The sequence below is a fragment of the Pleionea sediminis genome, assembly GCF_007570825.1.
Taxonomy (GTDB): domain Bacteria; phylum Pseudomonadota; class Gammaproteobacteria; order Enterobacterales; family Kangiellaceae; genus Pleionea; species Pleionea sediminis.
On sequence record NZ_SUNB01000001.1, the window covers coordinates 459,647 to 479,720 of the forward strand.

At 40.2% G+C, this 20,074-nt stretch carries 20 protein-coding genes; 9 read left to right on the top strand and 11 right to left on the bottom strand.

Features of this window, described 5'->3' with window-relative positions; all coding sequences use genetic code 11:
- Position 1: 1 nt before the first annotated feature.
- The 5 genes from FAX86_RS01725 (at position 2) to FAX86_RS01745 (ending at position 6,979) form a co-directional block, all read left to right on the top strand.
- Positions 2 to 694, top strand: a complete 693-nt coding sequence (locus FAX86_RS01725) for a tRNA-uridine aminocarboxypropyltransferase (protein WP_144391607.1) — start codon at positions 2 to 4, stop codon at positions 692 to 694.
- A gap of 130 nt (positions 695 to 824) precedes the next feature.
- Positions 825 to 3,038, top strand: coding sequence for a M3 family metallopeptidase (locus tag FAX86_RS01730; RefSeq protein WP_144391608.1), 2,214 nt, complete (start codon positions 825 to 827; stop codon positions 3,036 to 3,038).
- Between the two features lie 116 nt (positions 3,039 to 3,154).
- Positions 3,155 to 5,344, top strand: coding sequence for a prolyl oligopeptidase family serine peptidase (locus FAX86_RS01735; protein WP_144391609.1), 2,190 nt, complete (start codon positions 3,155 to 3,157; stop codon positions 5,342 to 5,344).
- A 173-nt stretch (positions 5,345 to 5,517) separates the two neighbouring features.
- A complete protein-coding gene (locus tag FAX86_RS01740; RefSeq protein WP_205859083.1) occupies positions 5,518 to 6,792 on the top strand; it encodes an MFS transporter in 1,275 nt (424 codons plus the stop codon).
- Complete coding sequence (locus FAX86_RS01745; protein WP_144391611.1) at positions 6,785 to 6,979, top strand: CPXCG motif-containing cysteine-rich protein; 195 nt, start codon at positions 6,785 to 6,787, stop codon at positions 6,977 to 6,979. Before FAX86_RS01740 ends, FAX86_RS01745 begins: the two co-directional genes overlap by 8 nt.
- A gap of 53 nt (positions 6,980 to 7,032) precedes the next feature.
- Here the strand turns inward: FAX86_RS01745 and FAX86_RS01750 are convergent, their stop codons facing one another.
- The gene (locus tag FAX86_RS01750; RefSeq protein ID WP_246128478.1) at positions 7,033 to 8,247 is read right to left on the bottom strand and encodes a bifunctional alpha/beta hydrolase/OsmC family protein; all 1,215 of its coding nucleotides are present in this window, start codon (positions 8,245 to 8,247) and stop codon (positions 7,033 to 7,035) included.
- A 215-nt stretch (positions 8,248 to 8,462) separates the two neighbouring features.
- Here FAX86_RS01750 and yaaA point away from each other — a divergent pair, with 215 nt between their 5' ends.
- Both yaaA and FAX86_RS01760 read left to right on the top strand, forming a co-directional pair.
- Complete coding sequence (gene yaaA, locus FAX86_RS01755; protein WP_144391613.1) at positions 8,463 to 9,233, top strand: peroxide stress protein YaaA; 771 nt, start codon at positions 8,463 to 8,465, stop codon at positions 9,231 to 9,233.
- A 167-nt stretch (positions 9,234 to 9,400) separates the two neighbouring features.
- Positions 9,401 to 10,249, top strand: coding sequence for a DNA ligase (locus FAX86_RS01760; RefSeq protein ID WP_246128479.1), 849 nt, complete (start codon positions 9,401 to 9,403; stop codon positions 10,247 to 10,249).
- Between the two features lie 322 nt (positions 10,250 to 10,571).
- On the opposite strand, the gene FAX86_RS01765 is transcribed toward FAX86_RS01760, so the two are convergent.
- On the bottom strand, positions 10,572 to 10,943 hold the full coding sequence (locus tag FAX86_RS01765) for a DUF2750 domain-containing protein (protein WP_144391615.1): 372 nt from the start codon (positions 10,941 to 10,943) through the stop codon (positions 10,572 to 10,574).
- A gap of 262 nt (positions 10,944 to 11,205) precedes the next feature.
- Here FAX86_RS01765 and FAX86_RS01770 point away from each other — a divergent pair, with 262 nt between their 5' ends.
- Positions 11,206 to 11,799, top strand: coding sequence for a hypothetical protein (locus FAX86_RS01770; RefSeq protein WP_144391616.1), 594 nt, complete (start codon positions 11,206 to 11,208; stop codon positions 11,797 to 11,799).
- A gap of 59 nt (positions 11,800 to 11,858) precedes the next feature.
- Here FAX86_RS01770 and FAX86_RS01775 read toward each other — a convergent pair whose 3' ends face one another.
- From FAX86_RS01775 to FAX86_RS01800, 6 genes are all read right to left on the bottom strand, one after another.
- Complete coding sequence (locus tag FAX86_RS01775) at positions 11,859 to 12,212, bottom strand: TFIIB-type zinc ribbon-containing protein (RefSeq protein ID WP_144391617.1); 354 nt, start codon at positions 12,210 to 12,212, stop codon at positions 11,859 to 11,861.
- A gap of 136 nt (positions 12,213 to 12,348) precedes the next feature.
- Entirely contained in the window at positions 12,349 to 13,263 is a 915-nt protein-coding gene (locus FAX86_RS01780) for a recombination-associated protein RdgC (RefSeq protein ID WP_144391618.1), read from the bottom strand.
- A 73-nt stretch (positions 13,264 to 13,336) separates the two neighbouring features.
- Positions 13,337 to 13,822, bottom strand: a complete 486-nt coding sequence (locus FAX86_RS01785) for a nuclear transport factor 2 family protein (protein WP_205859084.1) — start codon at positions 13,820 to 13,822, stop codon at positions 13,337 to 13,339.
- 11 nt (positions 13,823 to 13,833) lie between these two features.
- On the bottom strand, positions 13,834 to 14,382 hold the full coding sequence (locus tag FAX86_RS01790; protein ID WP_144391619.1) for a DUF1415 domain-containing protein: 549 nt from the start codon (positions 14,380 to 14,382) through the stop codon (positions 13,834 to 13,836).
- Positions 14,375 to 14,893, bottom strand: a complete 519-nt coding sequence (locus tag FAX86_RS01795) for a prolyl-tRNA synthetase associated domain-containing protein (protein WP_144391620.1) — start codon at positions 14,891 to 14,893, stop codon at positions 14,375 to 14,377. The genes FAX86_RS01790 and FAX86_RS01795 overlap by 8 nt, the downstream gene beginning before the upstream one ends.
- A 33-nt stretch (positions 14,894 to 14,926) precedes the next feature.
- Positions 14,927 to 16,426 carry a S10 family peptidase gene (locus FAX86_RS01800; RefSeq protein WP_144391621.1) on the bottom strand — a complete coding sequence of 500 codons (1,500 nt, stop codon included), beginning with the start codon at positions 16,424 to 16,426 and terminating at the stop codon, positions 14,927 to 14,929.
- Between the two features lie 254 nt (positions 16,427 to 16,680).
- Between FAX86_RS01800 and FAX86_RS01805 the strand changes: the two genes are divergently transcribed.
- On the top strand, positions 16,681 to 16,971 hold the full coding sequence (locus FAX86_RS01805) for a YebG family protein (protein WP_144393169.1): 291 nt from the start codon (positions 16,681 to 16,683) through the stop codon (positions 16,969 to 16,971).
- Between the two features lie 137 nt (positions 16,972 to 17,108).
- Here FAX86_RS01805 and FAX86_RS01810 read toward each other — a convergent pair whose 3' ends face one another.
- The 3 genes from FAX86_RS01810 to FAX86_RS01820 all read right to left on the bottom strand — a co-directional run bounded on the left by FAX86_RS01810 (position 17,109) and on the right by FAX86_RS01820 (position 19,885).
- On the bottom strand, positions 17,109 to 17,942 hold the full coding sequence (locus FAX86_RS01810; protein ID WP_144391622.1) for an SAM-dependent methyltransferase: 834 nt from the start codon (positions 17,940 to 17,942) through the stop codon (positions 17,109 to 17,111).
- A 1-nt stretch (position 17,943) separates the two neighbouring features.
- Positions 17,944 to 18,756, bottom strand: a complete 813-nt coding sequence (locus FAX86_RS01815) for a glycine/sarcosine N-methyltransferase (protein ID WP_205859085.1) — start codon at positions 18,754 to 18,756, stop codon at positions 17,944 to 17,946.
- 394 nt (positions 18,757 to 19,150) lie between these two features.
- Positions 19,151 to 19,885 (bottom strand): glutathione peroxidase, encoded by a 735-nt coding sequence (locus FAX86_RS01820; protein WP_144391623.1) that lies wholly within the window; start codon positions 19,883 to 19,885, stop codon positions 19,151 to 19,153.
- Positions 19,886 to 20,074: the final 189 nt, after the last annotated feature.

The following is a 20,074-nucleotide window of genomic DNA, read 5'->3' on the forward strand; positions in this document are numbered from 1 at the left end:
AATGAGCAGCACCGTTGCACAAAACGCCTACCTTGAGCTGAAAAAAGAAGCGACAGAAAACGCGAATCGCCCCTACCATGGGCGCGGTATCCTAGTAACTCGTTGTGATGTCTGTCAATTAAAAGTTAGCCATTGTATTTGCAACGACATTTCTCCTATGGACAGCTCTGTCGAGTGGATTTTAATTTATCATCGCGACGAAGTGTTTAAACCCACCAATACAGGCAAACTCATCGCACAGCAGTTTCCTAACCATACACATGCTTTTTTATGGGATCGAATTGATCCAAACCCGGAGCTTATCTCTCTGTTGAATGCTCCAGATCGTTCCTGCTATCTCATTTTCCCGGCAGAGCCAGACAGTGGTCGAGTCATTGTTAATTCAATATCACCACTACCGACAATAACCACCTTTGTGATATTGGACGCAACTTGGCGCCAAGCGAGACGAATGTTTAACCGCAGTCAGTGGTTAAGTCATATTCCAGCTCTAAATTTATCCCCTGATGAAGCAGCAACCTACTCCACACGGCAAGCTGCTCACAAGCATTACCTGTCGACCGCAGAGTCAGCTTCATTAGCACTGACTGCTTGCTTCGCTAATTCAGAGGCAGCCACCTTGCTGAATACATTTACGATTTTTAATCAACGCTACAATGCTATGAAATCAAATATAGAGATTGATAGTAAGTAGTTACAAACAGCAATAGTTGAACCTCTTATTAATAAAGCTCGACACCCGATAAATTCCTTAACATTTTTAGGCTGGGGATCCGCGTCAAAAGTGGTTAAACTGTCTGCGACTAAAAAGAGGTACTTTGAAAATGAATAAAAAAACCATATTAATTGCGGCAGCATTGAGTGCTGCAATTTCTGGCTGTGGGGACTCGAGCTCAACCAAAGAAAATGTGAGCGAACCAAAAGCAATGGAAAAACCAGCCAGTGATTCCCAAGCGATGAATGATGCGAAGCAATCGGACAACCCACTGTTAGCAGAGTGGACGGGACCTTTCCAAGGTGTCCCAGCATTTGACAAAATGAACTTAGAACACTTAAAGCCCGCTCTTAATGAAGGCATGAAACTGTATCAACAGGAAATTGATGCCATCACCGCAAATCAGGAAAAACCAAACTTTGAAAATACGATCGAAGCATTGGAGCGAGTGGGTAACGATTTAAACCGAGTATTCACTTACTATGGAATCTGGAGTTCAAATTTATCCAGCCCTGAGTTTCGCAAAATTCAGGCAGAAATGGCTCCGGAGATTTCTGCTTTCTTTACCAAAATCAATCAAAATGAACCTCTCTTTGAACGTGTTGAAGCCGTCTATGATAATCGCGCCAATGAAAAATTGCGTGACGATCAAATGCGTGTCTTAACACTGACTTATGATGGCTTCGCTCGCAATGGAGCCACTTTAGATGAGCAAGGTAAAAAGCGTTACGCTGAAATTAACCAAGAACTCGCTAAATTGCACACCCAGTTTTCTAACAACGTACTGCACGATGAAGAATCGTATGTACTTTATCTTGAGAAAGACCAACTCGGCGGACTTCCCGATTCATTTGTAAAATCAGCGGCGGCAGCGGCTGAGAAAAGAGATCAAAAAGGCAAATACGCCATTACAAATACGCGCTCATCAATGGATCCTTTCTTAACTTATTCCAACGAGCGAGCTCTTCGTGAAAAAGTTTGGAATACTTATTACAACCGCGGCGACAATGGCGATGAATATGATAACAATGCCATTATTGCAAAAATTTTAAAGCTTCGTCACGAACGAGTTAAGCTTCTCGGTTATAACAATTACGCCGAATGGCGACTGGGCGATCGCATGGCGAAAAAGCCAGAAAATGCGTTTGAGTTAATGAAAGCCGTTTGGCCAGCAGCCATTGCACGAGTCGATGAAGAAGTCGCCGATATGCAAGCCATTGCAAATGAAGAGTACAAAAAAGCAGGTAAAGATCCTATCACTATCAAACCCTGGGACTATCGTTACTATGCTGAAAAAGTTCGAAAAGCAAAATTCGACTTAGACTCCGATGAAATAAAGCAATATTTGCAATTAGACAAACTTCGTGACGCAATGTTTTATGTTGCCGGACGTTTATTCAATTTTAAATTTACTCCTATCACAGATAATTCAGTACCCGTCTTTCATGAAGATGTGAAGGTTTGGGAAGTCACCGATTTGAAATCAGGTGAGCATATTGGATTATGGTACCTCGACCCTTTTGCCCGACAAGGCAAACGTTCAGGTGCCTGGGCAACAAGTTATCGCAGTCACACCACGTTTGATGGAAAAGAAAATGTTCTTTCATCAAATAACTCTAACTTCATTAAGGGAGCGCCTGGCGAGCCAGTATTAATTTCCTGGGATGATGCAGAAACGTTCTTCCACGAGTTTGGCCACGCTCTTCATTCACTGTCTTCCAAAGTCGCTTATCCGACACTTAATGGAGGAGTACGTGATTACACTGAATTTCAGTCGCAATTACTTGAACGCTGGTTATTAACTGATGAAGTGATCGATAACTATTTAATTCATCACGAAACAGGAAAACCAATGCCCAAATCGCTGGTTGAAAAAATTAAAAGTGCTTCAACTTTCAATGAGGGTTTCAAAACGACAGAGTATCTGGCTTCAGCGCTTGTCGATATGATGCTTCATACAACAGATCCAGAAAATATAGATCCAGACGCCTTCGAAAAAGAAGCCTTGGCAAAATTGAATATGCCCGGAGAACTGGTTATGCGTCATCGCACACCGCACTTTAGTCACATCTTTTCAGGGGAAGGTTACTCGGCGGGCTATTACGGTTATATTTGGGCCGAGGTTCTAACCTCCGATGCCGCAGAGGCTTTTGCCGAAGCTCCTGGCGGTTTCTATGACGAAGAAATCTCGAATAAACTGGTTAAACACCTTTTTTCTGTGAGAAATGCCGTTGACCCTGCTGATGCTTACCGAGCATTTCGTGGGCGAGACGCCAAAGTCGAAGCGTTAATGCGCGATCGCGGTTTTCCAATTAAAAACTAGTACGCCTTAACCATTCCAGCCCGCTTTCAGGCGGGTTGGAATATACAAGTATTCAATCCTACAGCCCTCTTTGGTACACTCCCAATCGAAAAAAAACTAACACCAGGACAGACACAATGAAAAAACTACTCGTTGCTGTGCTTACGTCATCACTGCTGGTTGCTTGCTCGAAACATGATGAGCCACAAACAAAAGCAGCCAAAGACGAAAAACAAGCCTCCCAAGAAACACCATCAAATAATGCAGCCACAGAAATGGCTATAAAATATCCAACCACTCGAAAAGGCAATCAAGTCGACGAATATTTTGGAACTAAAGTCGACGATCCCTATCGATGGTTAGAAGACGATATGAGTGAAGAAACAGCCGCTTGGGTGAAAACTCAGAATAAAGTCACCTTTAGTTTTTTAGATAAAATTAAATATCGAGAAGACATCGAAAAGAAATTAGAAAAACTTTGGAATTACGAGAAAGTAAGTTCTCCATTCAAAGAAGGACAATACACTTACTTCTATAAAAATGATGGATTGCAAAATCAATCGGTCGTCTATCGTACTAATGATAAAGGAGAAACGGAGGTATTCCTTGATCCGAATAAATTCAGTGATGATGGCACCACCTCTTTGGCACAACTGACCTTTTCTAAAGATGGCAGCATCGCAGCCTATTCTATTTCTGAAGGAGGCAGTGATTGGCGTAAAATAATCATTATCGATGTTGAAACAAAAAAGCCGCTAGAAGATGCGCTAGTTGACGTCAAGTTCAGTGGTATCTCATGGAAAGGCAATGAAGGATTCTACTACTCAAGCTACGACAAACCTGAAGGTAGCGAGCTCTCAGCGAAAACGGACCAACACAAACTCTACTACCATAAGTTAGGAACATCACAAAAAGACGACCCTATCATTTTTGGTGGAACAGACGAGCAAAAACATCGATATGTTAGTGGTTGGGTATCAGAAGATGACCAATATCTTTTCATAAGTGCCGCCGTTTCGACGTCTGGCAATAAATTATTTATGAAAGACTTGAGTAAAAGCGATGCCAAACTCATTACTATTTTGGATCATACCAACTCAGATACTTACCCGATCGATAATCGCGGTTCGAAACTCTTTATCGTGACTAATTTGAATGCACCCAACAAAAAAATCGTTACTGTTGATGCTTCAAAGCCACAAGTCGAAAATTGGAAAGACTTTATAGCCGAAACAGAGAATGTACTTACACCAGCAACAGGTAGTGGCTATATTTTTGCCGAATACATGGTCGACGCAATTTCAAAAGTTAAACAATACGACTACGAAGGCAAATTAATTCGTGAAGTTGACTTGCCCGGCGTTGGCAACGTAGGTGGATTCAGCGGTAAGAAAGACGATACTGTTCTGTACTACAACTTTGCCAATTACAAAACGCCCAGCACAATTTATTCTTACGATCCTAAAACAGGAACTTCTGACGTTTATCGAAAACCAGAAATAGCATTTAATCCGGATAATTACGAATCCAAACAAGTGTTTTACACTTCTAAAGATGGAACAAAAGTTCCAATGATTATCTCTCACAAGAAAGGATTAAAACTTAACGGCTCTAATCCAACCATCTTGTATGGCTACGGCGGTTTTAATGTCAGCTTGGCGCCTCGCTTTTCTGTAACCACAGCAGTATGGATGCAAATGGGTGGCGTGTACGCCGTCGCTAATTTGCGTGGCGGTGGAGAGTACGGCAAAGAATGGCATAAAGCAGGTACTAAGTTGAGTAAGCAAAATGTATTCGACGACTTTATCGCAGCGGGTGAATTTCTTATCGAGCAAAAATATACAGACTCGAATCATTTGGCGATTCAAGGTGGCTCGAATGGCGGCTTGTTGGTTGGAGCTGTCATGACACAGCGCCCTGAATTAATGAAAGTTGCGCTGCCTGCCGTTGGCGTACTCGATATGCTTCGTTATCACACTTTCACAGCAGGAGCTGGCTGGGCTTATGACTACGGGACAGCAGAAGATAGCAAAGAAATGTTTGAATATCTCAAAGGTTATTCACCAGTACATAACGTTAAGTCAGGAGTTAATTATCCTGCGACGCTTATCACCACCGGCGACCATGACGATCGCGTTGTTCCTGCACACTCATTTAAATTTGCTGCGGAACTACAAGAGCATCAGTCGGGCAGTAACCCAACATTAATTCGAATTGAAACCAATGCTGGCCATGGTGCCGGTACACCAACTTCAAAACGAATTGAGCAAGCTGCTGATATTTTTGCTTTTACTTTATATAATTTTGGATACCTAGAGTTACCTTAAATAGAATAAAATTTTAACCTCTTAGTCAACGGCGCCACATAAGGCGCCGTTTTTTTACTGAGTAAATACCGCTACCATTAAGAATTCAAACCCTGTAAGGTACTCACTTATACGTCAGCAGGAAATTCTGAGGTAACATCATTTCTCTCGATAACTCTTATAAAAATTTTTCTTTGACTCTATTTCTTCTCGTTCTTGCAGGGGAAATTATTTTTAGTTTACCTTTTCACATTACCCGTTTTTTTCGCCCCACTTTTCTCATTGAGTTTCAATTAAGCAATACTCAGTTGGGCGATATTTTTGCTGTTTATGGCATTGTTGCCATGCTGTCATATTTTCCCGGAGGTATCATTGCCGATCGATTTGCTCCCGGAAAATTAATGGCATTTTCTTTATTCGCTACCGCTGCAGGTGGTTTATTTTTACTAACTAAACCGGATACGACCGGGTTAGCGATTTTATTTGGCTACTGGGGCGCAACGACAATATTACTTTTCTGGGCCGCCATGATAAAAGGAACACGATTACTGGCAGGCCATTACCGACAAGGAAAAGCATTTGGCATTCTTGATGGTGGGCGTGGATTAGTGGCGAGCCTATTTGCTAGTGGCGCTGTATTATTATTTCAATTCAATAGCCATCAACAACTTTCAGCCGTAGTAGGTCAAACAACTTCGACTTTGACATTACAACCCGTAATACTATTTTATACAGTAACAACAGCATTAACAGCACTGTTAATCTATTGTTTTGCGAATCGTTTTAGCGTAGAGCGGTCAGTTCAGGAAAACACAGAAGCACTGCAAAACGATATTTTCAATACCCTTAAGAATCAATATGTTTGGTTACAAGGTCTCATTGTTATCGCAGCCTATTGCGGCTACAAATCATTGGATAATTTGGGGTTATACGCTGTTGAGGTATTAGGTATGAGCGAATTAGAATCGGCAGAGTTAACCAGCTATTTAAGTTATTTGCGTCCAATCGCGGCAATAACGGTTGGCATTCTGGCTGACCGGTGGTCTCCCAGTCGTGCGATAACAGTTTTGTTTGCTTTATTGATAATCTCTTTTTTGATTTTAATGTTCATCGACTCTTCTTCGGTCTTTCAACAACTAATTATTTTGAATTTGGCAATCACTGGCTTCGCTATTTTTGCTTTACGCGGAGTTTATTTTACACTTCTCGAAGAAAGTCAACTTAAGATTCAACGCACCGGTGCCGCAGTTGGCATTATATCCTTTGTAGGCTTTACACCGGATATTTTCTTTGCTCCTATCACTGGACGCATTCTGGATGCTAATGATGTTACTTCTGGATTTCAATATTATTTTATATTAATGTCATTTATATCTTTAATTGGACTAGTTGCAGCTAGCCTCTTTATTTACTACTTAAAACGAGCTTCCGTAAAAGGAAAAATTGACGAGCAGATTGAGCATGAGTGACTGGGAAGAGTATCAAGGGCAATGTCCTTATTGCGGCGAAATGATCACGCTACTCATCGACTGCAGTGAAAGCAATCAACAATATATTGAAGACTGTGAAGTTTGTTGTCGTCCTATTGTTGTTGAAGTTTCAATTAATCCAGCCGGTGAGCTCACTGTTATTTTAAAAGATGAAAATACCGTCTAAGAGAAAATTGAAAATATTGCGTTAAATAGACTTGAGCTTTTACTCTGACCAATCTATCCCCCCTTCGTTTCAATCTTTAATTGGCCTTCAAGCGTTTTATGCACTGGACAACGATCAGCGATTTCCAACAGCCGTTCAGTTTGTTCATCTTTTAAATCACCTTCTAATTTTATTCGTCGCGATAAAACCGCAATTCTAGATTCGACACAATCACTGTGTTCGCAATCATTCACATGCTTACGCTCATGCTCTAATAATACTGATATATTGTTTAACGGCCATTTTTTTCTATTTGCATACATTCGAATAGTCATAGACGTGCAGGTGCCAAGTGCTGCCAATAGATGTTCATAAGGATCGGGACCTAAGTTATCCCCTCCCATTTTAGTTGGCTCATCGGCAATCCAGGAGTGAGAGTCTGAAATGACATTTCTGGCAAAGCGGTGATTGCGCTCATCAACGCGGACTTTTCCTGGAGCAATTGCTGTTGCTTGAGTTTTTAAGAAAGAAAATTCAGGTAAATATCGATTGGCCCAACTGGCTATGACATCAGCAGCGTATTCAGCATCACGCTGTTTTGTTAATAAGTGATCCGCATCATCCAAACTAATAAAGCTTTTTGGATGTTTTGCTGCTTTGTAAATTATTTCTGCCTGCTTGATATCGACGATGGTATCAACTGGCGAGTGCATAACGAGTATAGGAACATGCAAATTTTCAACAGGCTTAGTATCAGAATCTTTTATATCATCAATAAACTGCTTTTTAATCAAAAAAGGTCGACCGCCAAGAGTCACTTCGGCTTCACCTTTAGATTCAATTTCATTTAAACGACAGGAAAATTGATGAGTCACATGCGAAGCTTGTGCTGGAGCTCCAATCGTTGCAACCGCTTGAACTTCTTTTATGCGATGAGCAGCACGAATGACCGCAGCTCCACCTAAACTATGTCCAACTAATAGACTGGGCGCACGATAGTTCGCGCGTAAATGATCGGCTGCAGCAACTAAGTCGTCAATATTGGAAGAAAAATTAGTATTCGCAAAATCCCCATCACTCCCGCCTAATCCTGTAAAGTCAAATCGCAATACAGCAATACCACGATTAACCAATCCCTTTGCGATTCTCGATGCAGCAACGACATCTTTCCCGCAAGTAAAACAATGAGCAAATAAAGCATAATGTTCGGCGCCTTCATTGGGTATTTCCAATAATCCAACTAACTGATTGCCTTGGCTATCGAAAGTCACTTTTTGGCGAACGCTCACAACGGCACCTCCCATCAATACGATTAATTTTCAATCTGAAATTTTCATGTTAAAAAGCTATTTTGAACATATTGTACTCAAACGATTGCACTTTCAATCGATAAAAACGATAACAGAAGAAGAAAACTTAAACTGGCAAGCATGATTCAATTTATTTATTCTGATATCCTTTCTCAATCGTAGTTTATTTATATTGATTTAGGACACTGAGTGGTATGATAACGGTAATATCCCCTGCAAAAAGTCTGGATTTTGAAAGCCCACTAGCGACCAAGAAATACACGCAACCTCAGTATTTAGAACATTCAGAAGCATTAATTGAAGAACTTCAAAAGCTCACGCACCAAGATGTCGCCAGTTTAATGAAATTGAGTGATAAGCTTGCCGAACTCAATGTTCATCGCTTTCAGTCTTTTATAACCCCTTTCACACCAGACAATGCACGACAAGCTTTACTCGCATTTAAAGGTGATGTGTATGTCGGTTTAGACGCCGAAAGTATGAAAGCAAAAGACTTTGATTTTGCACAAAAACATTTACGCATTTTGTCAGGTCTTTATGGTCTACTGAGACCACTGGATTTAATCCAACCTTATCGCTTGGAAATGGGAACTAAATTTGCCAATGCTCGTGGCAAAAATTTGTATGAGTTTTGGGATACCACTATTCACGAAGCAATTAATAAAGAGCTCACCAAGCAAGACTCTCCAGAGCTCATCAATTTAGCATCCAACGAGTATTTTAAAGCTGTCAAACATAAAAAACTTTCCCATACCGTGATCACCCCTGCTTTTAAAGACTATAAAAATGGTCAATATAAAATGATCAGCTTTTTCGCTAAAAAAGCTCGCGGCATGATGGCACGCTTTATCATTGATAACCGAATTAATTCACCCGATGAATTAAAAGATTTTAATACTGATGGTTATCGTTATGATAAAAAAAGCAGTACACCGACAGAACCTGTCTTTCTCAGAAAGCAGTAAATCAATCGCAGTCGCTTCAAGCAGCGAGCGACTGCACTCACCACCGAAATAATACCCAACTCTTTTGAGACATCTCTCAAACCGAATTCCGTATTCGACTGATAAACATTGAACGCACCAAGCTTCATAATGTCGCCTGAATGGATGACACAAAAGGATTTATTAATATGCGTTCCGTTAAACAAGGACTCAAATTTTCACTCGCTATTTTACCGTTGATCACTTCCGCTTCAGCGACAGATGGCTTTCCCCAATTATTACTCGCAAAATCTTATCAACCGAAAAGCGACCTCAGTCGATTTTGGGTTAGCGAGAAGTATGATGGTGTACGTGCCTACTGGGATGGTAAAGCTTTCTACACTAGACATGGCAACTTAATAAATGCGCCCAAATGGTTCACAGAGAGCTTTCCACGTAAAGCATTAGATGGTGAGCTTTGGATTGAGCGTGGCCGATTTGACGATGTTTCAGGCATTATTCGAACAGAAGAGCCGATTGATGAGGAATGGAAAGAAGTAAGATTTATGGTTTTTGACCTCCCCCACAGCCTCAAAATGTTTGATGCTAGATTGAAAGAGCTTGAGGTTGTGGTAAATGATGTTGATGTACCTCACTTACAACTGGTTAGACACTTTAAAGTCGCGAATCAAAAAGAACTCGACGAAAAATTAGACAGAATCGTTGCCCAAGGTGGTGAAGGATTGATGCTTCACCGTGGAGATTCACTGTATCAAGCCAAACGCACCTACGATTTACAAAAATTAAAGCCTTATGATGATGCAGAAGCCGTCGTCGTCGCTCACTTTCCTGGAAAAGGAAAATACAAAGGGAAACTAGGAGCGATATTAGTAGAGACGGATAATGGTATACGCTTCAAAATTGGCTCAGGATTCAGTGTCGATGAACGAGAGAACCCACCGGCGGTAGGCTCTAAAATAACTTACCGCTACCGAGGCAAAACCAGTAACGACAAACCCCGATTCGCCACCTTTCTTAGAATGTACCAACAACTGTAAATCAAGGTTGAGAGTCCCGAAATCGGGACTCACTTCCCGGATTCAGCTCAACCAACCTTCCTCAAAAGCTCCTAGGTACCTGATATTAAAGGTATTCATGAATTGGCATATTTCCAGCATTTAATAAAAATGCAATGACCGCTCAGTAAGCTATTATCAAATGATGACCCGAAGAGGAACAGGGTGCATGCAACGCACTAAACAGTTGTTTTTACAATATTATTTAATAGTGGCGACCGTCATTTCTTTGCTATTGCTCATGCTCAGTATCTAACTTTGCAATACAAAGAAAGCGCCATGAGCTTACACTCAATGGCGGAGATTAGTCTGTTTCTAATAAGTCGAGAGAAAGCTCTAATGGCTCTTGCTCCAATCCCTCCAGATCTTCCGTCCAGTTAACGCCCACAAGCAATCCATCTTTTTGCATGCCTGGTAGCCAGTTATCAATGAAATCGTCCAACTCGATTGCGCGAGGCTGATAGTTAGCCCACTCTCCATGACAAACCGCTTGAGCAAAATCCTGTGCTGAAAAGAAAGGCATAACATCTGTATTATCTTTATCTTCAGACTCACATAAGGCAAATTCACCATCTTCTTCTTCCGATGTTACCAAGGCCCAAACCAGACCAGAGTCAACAGCGCCTTCCAGAAATATCTGGTAATTTTGTTCGGGATCAGAAGTTAATTCGTCCATAGTTAATGTCCAGTGTTTCTAATGAATTGCTCGAATTATATAGACTCCCAGTCACTTGGCAACGCCTGAAAGTCGCTCAACCTGTGATAACAGTGCGAAATGGTGAGTTAGTGCTAAAAAGCTATACCACTTCAAAAGCTTCGTTTGCTCACTTAAACGCAAAACTTTCTCAAGTATCGATAAAAAATCCATATAAATTCAAACTATTTTCTTCTCGAAAGCGACTAATAGAATAATTCACAATCAAAGTAATGGACACAACATGTTAATACAGCTTTTCAAGCCGCTCCTCGCTGCCGCAGGAAGCGCGATTATGCTAGCCTTACTAACTCTGATTCAGCCCATCGATGCTGGACAGGAACGTACCATCAAAGCCGATGATGTTGATGGAAAGTCGTTAACCATTAAATACCAAGAGGACGAATTTCCAACTTATATTGTTGATGGAAAGAAATATCATTGGCAAAATCTCAGCCAGCATCAACAGCACCGACTTACACAATTGGAAAAAGCTTTAAAAGCCAGTGAAAAGCTTCTAGAGAAGATGGCCCAAACTATGGAGCCTGCTTCCATCGAGCTGGAAATACAGGCTCGAAAAATGGCTCAGGCAGCGGAAGCACTTGCCGCGACTCACGAGTCTTACGACGTTCATTCCTTGCCTGAACTAATAGAGCGGCAGCGAAACATTGAATTACAAGACAAAGAGGCTTTGGTAGCCCAAATAGAAAAGCAAGTTCAAGTTCATGAAAAGCATTTAAGAAAACTCGAATTAAAACTCGAAAAACATTCAAGTCACTTTGAGAACAAGATCAACAATTACCTCGAGCAAGTTATTAATGTTTTAGAGCTCAATTAAAGCAATTTTAAAATGATTAATACGATAAAAAAGAGCGCTATCAAAGCGCTCTTATCAATTTACAAATCAAATATTTCAGATAACAAGCTTTTCTTCTTTTTTCGCTTATTGTACCGATAGTCTTTGTGTTGTGAGTAGTAATGCTTGGAATGATGCTTTTTCTTTTTTCCCATCAATTGCTCAAACTTATCAATATAGCCTGAAATACTGGAACTATTTGAAGATGAGTCGCTATAATTGTGAGACGGTCTTGATGAGCGTGTATCTGCCGCACGCTCTCGAATACTCAGGTCAATTATTTTATCGAGCTCACCACGATCAAGCCAAACGCCCCGACACTGGCTGCAGAAATCGATTTCTATTCCTTTACGCTCAGATATCATTAATGGAATATCACAATGGGGACATTTCATTCTTCACCTCATATGAATTAGTCAATTCAAAAACTGCTTCATTCATAATAAGGATTGCTCATTAAAATTCAAGGTAAAGACAACCCGTATCAGTAACTCAATGTTTCGTCAAAGACCTGTCTACTATCTATATTAATTAAGCGGGTGCACTAACTCCATCATTGATCTGAAAAGCCGAGCAAAAATCTTCATAAAATTGTGCAACGGTTTGCGTCATTAAAACATAATCGGCATCAAATTTCGCTCGATGATCTTCAATTTCTAATTCATCGTTTTGGTTTAACAATTCATCACTAAACTTAACACTTTTAATTTGTAAGTCATCTTGAATGGTACACTTCAAAATATCTTTAAAATGAATGCCTAGCTTACTCACCCAATACCCATCATCGAGTAAATCATTGATAACCTGATTTTCAGATTCATTATCTTTGAATCGCGCGACTCGATCGTCAGCCGGATCTTTCAATTCATAGTCGCCAGATAAAGCCCAATCATCAGGCACTCCATTTTGCAACCACTGACTCATGGTTTGTGCCGGATTCATTTCTGCATCTATCTTTACGGCTCCCAAAACACCTAACGAATCGACCAGTAAACTGATGAAGGTATCGGCCAACGCGATGCTCGCTGCGTTAACCAGCATGAAGCCATTGCGCGTATCAATATAAGCGTGAGTATGAGTAGCTCGAGTAAACGCTTTAGGTAACAGCATTGCCATAATATCTTCTTTGAACTGCTGTTTTTCTTTACGAAAAACTTTTCGCCCTTGTTCAAATTCGATCTCTGCAACACGCTCCTCGAGAGCTTCATTAACCATTGAAGGCGGAATGACTTTTTGTTCTTTTCTCATGCAAAACAACAAACAGCCATTTGCTTCGTAAACCAGCTCATCTTCATTGCGATGCAGTGGCGATATCCAACCAACTGTTTCTTTAGACTGACGACCACAGGGTTGAAAGCGAAATTCATTTAGCTTATCGGCAAGCTCTTGTTCTGTTAGAGAAAATTTTTCGACAAACCGATATAACTGAAAATTACGAAACCACATAACATCCGTCCAACCTTAAAAATGACCGGCTATTATGCCCAACCTCTTATCGAATTTCGACCTTATCCTTTGCCTATTTTTCATCCATCTCGAACTGCTTGATTTCTTGAGTAATTTTAACGGCCAACTCATTCGGCAAGGGAAAAGTTAAATGATACTGTACAATTTTCCAACTGTTTTCATGGCGTTCCAAAACACCTGTACCACGCGACTTTCCATATTTATCATTTAATAATATTTCAACGAACCAGACTACATCACCGGATTGAGAAAACGCCAATTGACGCCGCACAGGCCGGTACGTCCATCCTTTTCCTTTAGAAAAATATGGCATAGCAAATTCTTTGAACTGACTGATTGTCCAGGTTTCTCCAATATCAGTTCCTATATAAGTTGCATCTTCAGAGAAAAAGTTAAAGTAAGCTTCACCATCGGCACTCGATGCTGCCTGGTGCATCGCGTCTAGAACTTGATTTACACGATCTTTTTCATTATTTTCATTTGCCCAAACGGTTGGCCAAAGCCCCATAAGAACAAACCAACATCCAAGTTTTATCATTTCATTTACCTTCATGAGTCAATACACGACTGTAAAACAGAACGCCAATAATCCGCACCTTTCTTGTTAGCGTGTCGAATGTTTCGCTGTGGAATATTTTCGGGCGATTTCACTGACTGCAGTGCTTTTTCAATACTGGCCTCACGAATGATATGCAATGTTGGAAACGGCGAGCGATTGGTATAATTTTGCGCCTCGGCTTCTTCACATCCTTCAAAACAATACTCTGGATGAAAGTGTGCCAACTGATAAACACCTTCATAGCCTTGATCAATTAATAAGTTTTCGGCTAACTCGATAAGTATTAAAAAGTCGTCAAATGCTTTAAAGCCTTTGCTAAAAATAAGCAGTGTTGTTTCATCATCGGGTGTGTTATCCAAATGGTGACACTCACGGATTAAAGTCATCAGCGCCAGCTCAAAATCTTGCTCCATTGACGCGATATAAAGAATTTTATTGTCGTCGAAAACAGGCTTCGCAAATGGACAAAAGTTCTCGCCAATAACGACACATTCTAACCAACGTTTTGTTTCAATAATGTCTCGTGATTGTTCAGTCAAAGTTTTCTTCTTTAGTCATTATGCTAGGTATATCGAGCTCTTCCCAGCGATGGTTAGTATACTCAACAAATTTCTTCGCATCTGCTCGAGATAAAATGTAAGTCTGGGTATTGATAAATGGATGACACTGAAAAAGCTCCGCCGACGCAACCTCTTTATCGATCCAGAACTCAACAGAGCTTGATTCGTCATTCAGTAACGACAGTATAGAAACACAACCGGGTTTCACTTTTAAATACTTATCGAGTCGTCGTTCGGAAGCGAACCCTAAACGAGCAATATTTAATTGACGTGAGAGCTGTTTCAAGTCCACTTTTTTATCCGGACTTACCACGAGTAAAAAATGGCGTCGACCATAGTTATCTTTCAAAAACAAGTTTTTCAAACGTTGACCCGAGCGCTTTAATTCTAATCGGTCAGCTTCATCACATGAGTGCAACGGCGGATGCGAGTATTTATGATACTCAACCTCCAACTCGGCCAACACTGAGTTTAATTTTTCTACCGTCATTCGTCGTTAATATCTCTATCGATTCCTACAGCTTTATAAAGAGAATTTGAAAAAGTCTTTAATGTCTTTTTTGAACTTTATTAAGTCTGCTTTACGAATGTACATCATGTGTCCTGACTCATAGTAAGTCATTTTAACATTGTCTTGCAGCTGCTCAGGCAATCCCATATGACTGAAATTATATTCTGTCGAGAAAAATGGAGTTGCCATATCAAAATAACCATTTGCTACAAAAACTTTCATATCAGGATTTCTTAACATCGCGTGTCGAAGCTTTCGGCTCATATCAAATGAGTCATCGGCAAACTCTTTCGTATTCCAACTTTTCACGCCGCCACCTAAAATATGGTAAACCAAATCCGTTTCAAACTTTAAATCTTTACGTAAGTAAGTCATCAAGGTTTCGGTGTATGGTCCGTGAATAGCCATATAACTTGGATCTCGATAACCCGGTTGTTCAAAGGCATTCAGTTCCGGAGTAACAAAGCGACTATCAAGCCTCCCTAATGTCATTCCTTCAGAGCGACGTAATTGATGAACGAAAGTTTGCATATTGACAATAAGATTATTTCTTAAGATTAACTCTTTTGGTAAACCCGTGAGTTCTGCCAATTTTTGCGCCGTCGACTTCTTCTTTTGGTCCGACAGGTTATCCCCTTGCAATAAAGCCAGCGCATAATCGCCCATAGCAAAGTCCTTCGCCTGTTGAATCGCTTCATCAATGGATTTAAACCGCCCGTCTAACTTTTTGTGATAGAAAGCAGTTGCAGTGTAAGTCGGCAACAAAGTAATAGGAGCTTGAATATTGACACCATGATCAAAGTTATCAAGCGTATAATTTAAAACATTTGAAATTAATAAAATGCCATTAAAGTTAACTCCAAGATTCTGTCCCATATGATAAGCAATACCCGCTGATCGAAGGGTTCCATAACTCTCTCCGGCCAAATATTTCGGCGACGACCACCGATTATTGCGCGTCAAATATAAACGAATAAATTCTGAAACGGTTTTAATGTCTTCCCATGTACCATGGAAATCTTCATTAGTTCCTTTACCTGCTGCTCGGCTGTAACCGGTGCCTACGGGATCAATAAAAACAATATCAGTGAGATCTAAAATCGAGTACGCATTATCAACCGCTTGATAAGGTGGCTTTGGCATAAATCCTTCATCATCCATAACCACTCTTTTTGGCCCGAGCGCCCCCATGTGAAGCCACACGGATGCAGAGCCAGGACCACCATTATATGCAAAAGTAATCGGGCGACTTTTCTTAGCATTTTCTTTTACATATGCGGTATAAAAGATATTGCCGATTTTTTCATGTTGCTCATTAAACACAAAAGAGGTTCCGGCAATCGCCTTATAATCGATACGTTCATCGCCAACTCGAACACTGTGCTCAGTTACCGAGGTAACCTCTTCAGGAAAATGATCGGGCAATTCATCGTTCGCTTTTTCAACGGCAGAAAGTACAAGTGATGAAAAAACGAACATCAATAAACAAAAAACTTTAACTGAAAGTTGCATATTTAAGCTCTGACATTAGGTTACATTTAGGACAATAGGTTAGCATAACCGATTCAGTCTAAGGCGCTAAAATACAGAGAAAAATATTAACAAAATGCGACTTGCCAGAACCTACTTATTCAAGTAGTATTTATTTTGAACCATCAAACTTATTAAACAAATGGGTACTTACTGTACAGAACAGGACCTTGGTATCATATTTCTAAGGTTTTATGAGCTGTGTGGTAACCGACCAAATGGGGAGTATTCCAAAAATGGCAGTGGTGACTTTATATATGTCTGATCGCGATAAATCAAAAACATTCACCGATAAAAAAGAAGCCGACCAATACGACAAAATGCTTGAATTGGCCGAAAATGTAAGCACGTGGCTAGAAAATGAAGTTGAAGGCTTAACAGAAGATCAAGCCGAGACAATTGGTATGTTAATCGCTGAAAACAAAGAAACTTTAGCGAAGGCCATCAAAGGAAAACCAGAAGTGCTGCTCGACATTCAAGGCTCAGAAGAAGATGATAAGGTAACTCAACTAGCAGCCAACGAATAATATTCGAATCAAAGATTACCTCTTAAAAAATGCAAAAGCGACCTGAGGGTCGCTTTTTTATCGAAACTATTTCTTCCTATTTACACATTATTTTAAGAAGAAATTTCGGCCAAAATATCAGTATAACTTTACAGCAATCATGATTTCCGAAAATGTAATATTCCCCAGCTAAGATAGCCTTTCTCTCCTGCTTCGACCCAATGACCTAATCCTGTTAACATGCGTTCAATATAATCTTCCGATACCTTACCTTTAAGCTCCGCGCGATGGCTCTTTAACTCTTGCGCAACACGACCATAGTGAGTAATAAGGTTTTGAGTCATCTCTTCAATTCCAACTTCCTGTAACCCATGCATTTTCAAATGCTCTCGATAAAATGCAATTGAACCTAAAGTGTCGAGATGGATACGTTGTAGCACCTTATCGAGAACACCTTCAGGACAATCATCAGCCTGCATTGGATCAGTAAAAATTAATTGTCCCCCGGGTTTCAATACACGAGCAAACTCAGCCATAACTTTCTCGCGATCACCACTATGTAAGACTGCATCTTGCGACCAGATAACATCAAACGATTCGTTTTCAGCTTTGATATCTTCGAAACTTCCATCTTCAACATTTATCAAATTTGAAAGCCCCTGCTCTTCAGTCATCTGACGATTACGAGTGTTTTCCGTTTCAGCAACATTGAGTGCCGTTATTTGACAACCAAATCGCTTTGCCAGGTAACGAGCTGAGCCGCCATATCCAGATCCCGCATCGAGCACACGAGTTGTTTTATCTAAGTTGCCGAGAAGGTCAGCCATTTGAGTGACGGTTCTTCGACTGGCATCACGAATCGATTCATCAGTGGATTTATAAATTCCGACATGAATATCTTCACCGCCCCAAATATGGAAGTAGAAATTATCTGCGTCATCACTGTTATAGTAAGAACGGGCCGCTTCTACAGCGCCAGTATAACCACTCATACTATTTTCCTTCTATGTATTTTTTTTCCGCTACATGAATAAAAAAGTCGGGCTCACCTTCTTTACGGGTTTGTTTAAAATCCGCATAAGTCGTTACTCTTTGGAAGCCTACGTCATACAAAAGTTTTTGCACATAGTTTTTTCTTATAGGAAACATATTCAGATGATAAACATCACCATCTGAAAACTCATAGCGAAAACGAGCTAACGAATCATCAACATGTTCGGGTGTTGCTTTTACGTTTTCACCGCAGTAATAATAATCATGACCCGGCTCTTCGTTTTTATCCAGAATCGCATCATAATTACGCTGATCTAAAATTAATATGCCATCATGGCGTAATGCAGCATAAAACTCCGCTAACGACTTTCTTCTGTCATTTTCATTATGAAGGTGCGTAAAAGAATTTCCTAAGCAAATAACGGCATCAAACTTGCCATGTACATCGCGATTAAGCCAACGCCAATCGGCTTGAATGGTTTGCAGAATATGTTTACGTTTAAAAGCATTTTCAAACGCTTTGGCTAACATTACTGGACTACCATCGGCACTCGACACTTCAAAACCAGCATTTAAAAGTTGTACAGAGTGAAATCCGGTACCTGTTGCGACATCTAAAACTTTTCGCTTATTGTGCTCTTTGAGCGTTTTTATAAAAAATTGACCCTCACTCTCAGCACGACGTTCCCAATCAATTAATTCATCCCATTTATCAACAAAAGCATGAATGTACTCTTCTTGATAATGATTAGTGTCTCTTACTTCTAAAGGATCGGATCCAAAGTCTTGCTCTTGAGGTTGCATATAAGCCATGGTGTCTCCAGATTTTTTTAATCTTTAAGAACTTTTAATGTAAATGCCTACAGCTTCTCGTTGTGTTATTTAAACTTTATAATCGGACGCACTTACCGCGTTAACGCGCTGTATAGCGATTTGACTTGATGTTACTTAAGATACAAGCGACTCCGTGCAGCGAGCTTCAAATACAAAGACTCCTGTTCACCACCTGATTAGACACCGTCTGTTGACGGTTTAATTTTGCTGTTTCACCTATATCCTACACACTTACTTTAAATTGTCCAATCCTGCTGGACAAAAAGATGAATATATTTAAGGTTATCTATATATAATTTAATAGAACTTAAAGTTATAGAGTCAATCCGTCACGATTTGATAGAAGCCATCCATGGCTTGAGATATGAAAAATCTATTGACCAAAATAAGCGTCTAGTTCTTCAGAGCCACCAATGAGTTTTCCACCTACAAATACTTGAGGAACTGTATTTCTACCAGTTATTGCTTTTAAGGATACCGAAGTAGCATCTTGACCAAGAATAATTTCTTCAAAACGAATTTTTCTATCCATTAATAGTTGCTTCGCTTTGGCGCAAAAAGGACATCCTGGCTTTGTAAAAATGGACACGGCTTGTGGCTTTACCGCTTTATCATTGATGTAAGAAAGCATGGTGTCTGCATCGGACACTTCAAAGGGATCGCCTGGTTTTTCTGGCTCAATAAACATTTTTTCGATAACACCGTCTTTGACTAACATTGAATAGCGCCAGCTACGTTTACCAAAACCCAGATCCGACTTATCGACCAACATGCCCATCCCTTCAGAAAACTCTCCGTTACCGTCTGGTACAACAGTTATATTTTCTGCTTCCTGATCTCTCAACCAAGCGTTCATCACAAAAGTGTCATTCACAGAAATGCAAACAATATCGTCGACACCGTTTTCTTTAAAAACATCAGCTAATTCGTTGTATCTCGGCAAATGCGTCGATGAGCACGTGGGTGTAAAGGCGCCAGGTAGAGAAAAAACAACAACCGTTTTACCACCAAATAACTCATCCGTTGTTACTGGTTTAAAGGCGTCGCCGACACGAACGTTAAAAGTAACCTTTGGAATTCGTTGTCCTTCTTTGTTTTCTAAAGACATGATTGAGTCCTCTTAAATAAAATTTACCTAAGTATGGCAAATTCATTGCCATAGATAAATACTAATTATGCGATAGGTTTGTTCGCTTTAACCGATTAAATAAGTTATCACAACACTCCTTCGAGACCTCACGACTAAAGTTAATTAGAGTATGGTATTCTATTGATTGTTTTCGCTTTAATCTTTCCG

What these genes read in the sequence shown, in the direction of transcription:
- FAX86_RS01765 (WP_144391615.1), bottom strand. Translation starts at nt 10,943, where the DNA reads ATGGACGAATTAACTTCTGATCCCGAACAAAATTACCAGATATTTCTG.
- FAX86_RS01815 (WP_205859085.1), bottom strand. Translation starts at nt 18,756, where the DNA reads ATGGCTTATATGCAACCTCAAGAGCAAGACTTTGGATCCGATCCTTTA.
- yaaA (WP_144391613.1), top strand. Translation starts at nt 8,463, where the DNA reads ATGATAACGGTAATATCCCCTGCAAAAAGTCTGGATTTTGAAAGCCCA.
- FAX86_RS01795 (WP_144391620.1), bottom strand. Translation starts at nt 14,893, where the DNA reads ATGACGGTAGAAAAATTAAACTCAGTGTTGGCCGAGTTGGAGGTTGAG.
- FAX86_RS01805 (WP_144393169.1), top strand. Translation starts at nt 16,681, where the DNA reads ATGGCAGTGGTGACTTTATATATGTCTGATCGCGATAAATCAAAAACA.
- FAX86_RS01730 (WP_144391608.1), top strand. Translation starts at nt 825, where the DNA reads ATGAATAAAAAAACCATATTAATTGCGGCAGCATTGAGTGCTGCAATT.
- FAX86_RS01725 (WP_144391607.1), top strand. Translation starts at nt 2, where the DNA reads ATGAGCAGCACCGTTGCACAAAACGCCTACCTTGAGCTGAAAAAAGAA.
- FAX86_RS01820 (WP_144391623.1), bottom strand. Translation starts at nt 19,885, where the DNA reads ATGTCTTTAGAAAACAAAGAAGGACAACGAATTCCAAAGGTTACTTTT.
- FAX86_RS01760 (WP_246128479.1), top strand. Translation starts at nt 9,401, where the DNA reads ATGCGTTCCGTTAAACAAGGACTCAAATTTTCACTCGCTATTTTACCG.
- FAX86_RS01810 (WP_144391622.1), bottom strand. Translation starts at nt 17,942, where the DNA reads ATGAGTGGTTATACTGGCGCTGTAGAAGCGGCCCGTTCTTACTATAAC.
- FAX86_RS01785 (WP_205859084.1), bottom strand. Translation starts at nt 13,822, where the DNA reads ATGATAAAACTTGGATGTTGGTTTGTTCTTATGGGGCTTTGGCCAACC.
- FAX86_RS01745 (WP_144391611.1), top strand. Translation starts at nt 6,785, where the DNA reads ATGAGTGACTGGGAAGAGTATCAAGGGCAATGTCCTTATTGCGGCGAA.
- FAX86_RS01735 (WP_144391609.1), top strand. Translation starts at nt 3,155, where the DNA reads ATGAAAAAACTACTCGTTGCTGTGCTTACGTCATCACTGCTGGTTGCT.
- FAX86_RS01770 (WP_144391616.1), top strand. Translation starts at nt 11,206, where the DNA reads ATGTTAATACAGCTTTTCAAGCCGCTCCTCGCTGCCGCAGGAAGCGCG.
- FAX86_RS01800 (WP_144391621.1), bottom strand. Translation starts at nt 16,426, where the DNA reads ATGCAACTTTCAGTTAAAGTTTTTTGTTTATTGATGTTCGTTTTTTCA.
- FAX86_RS01780 (WP_144391618.1), bottom strand. Translation starts at nt 13,263, where the DNA reads ATGTGGTTTCGTAATTTTCAGTTATATCGGTTTGTCGAAAAATTTTCT.
- FAX86_RS01775 (WP_144391617.1), bottom strand. Translation starts at nt 12,212, where the DNA reads ATGAAATGTCCCCATTGTGATATTCCATTAATGATATCTGAGCGTAAA.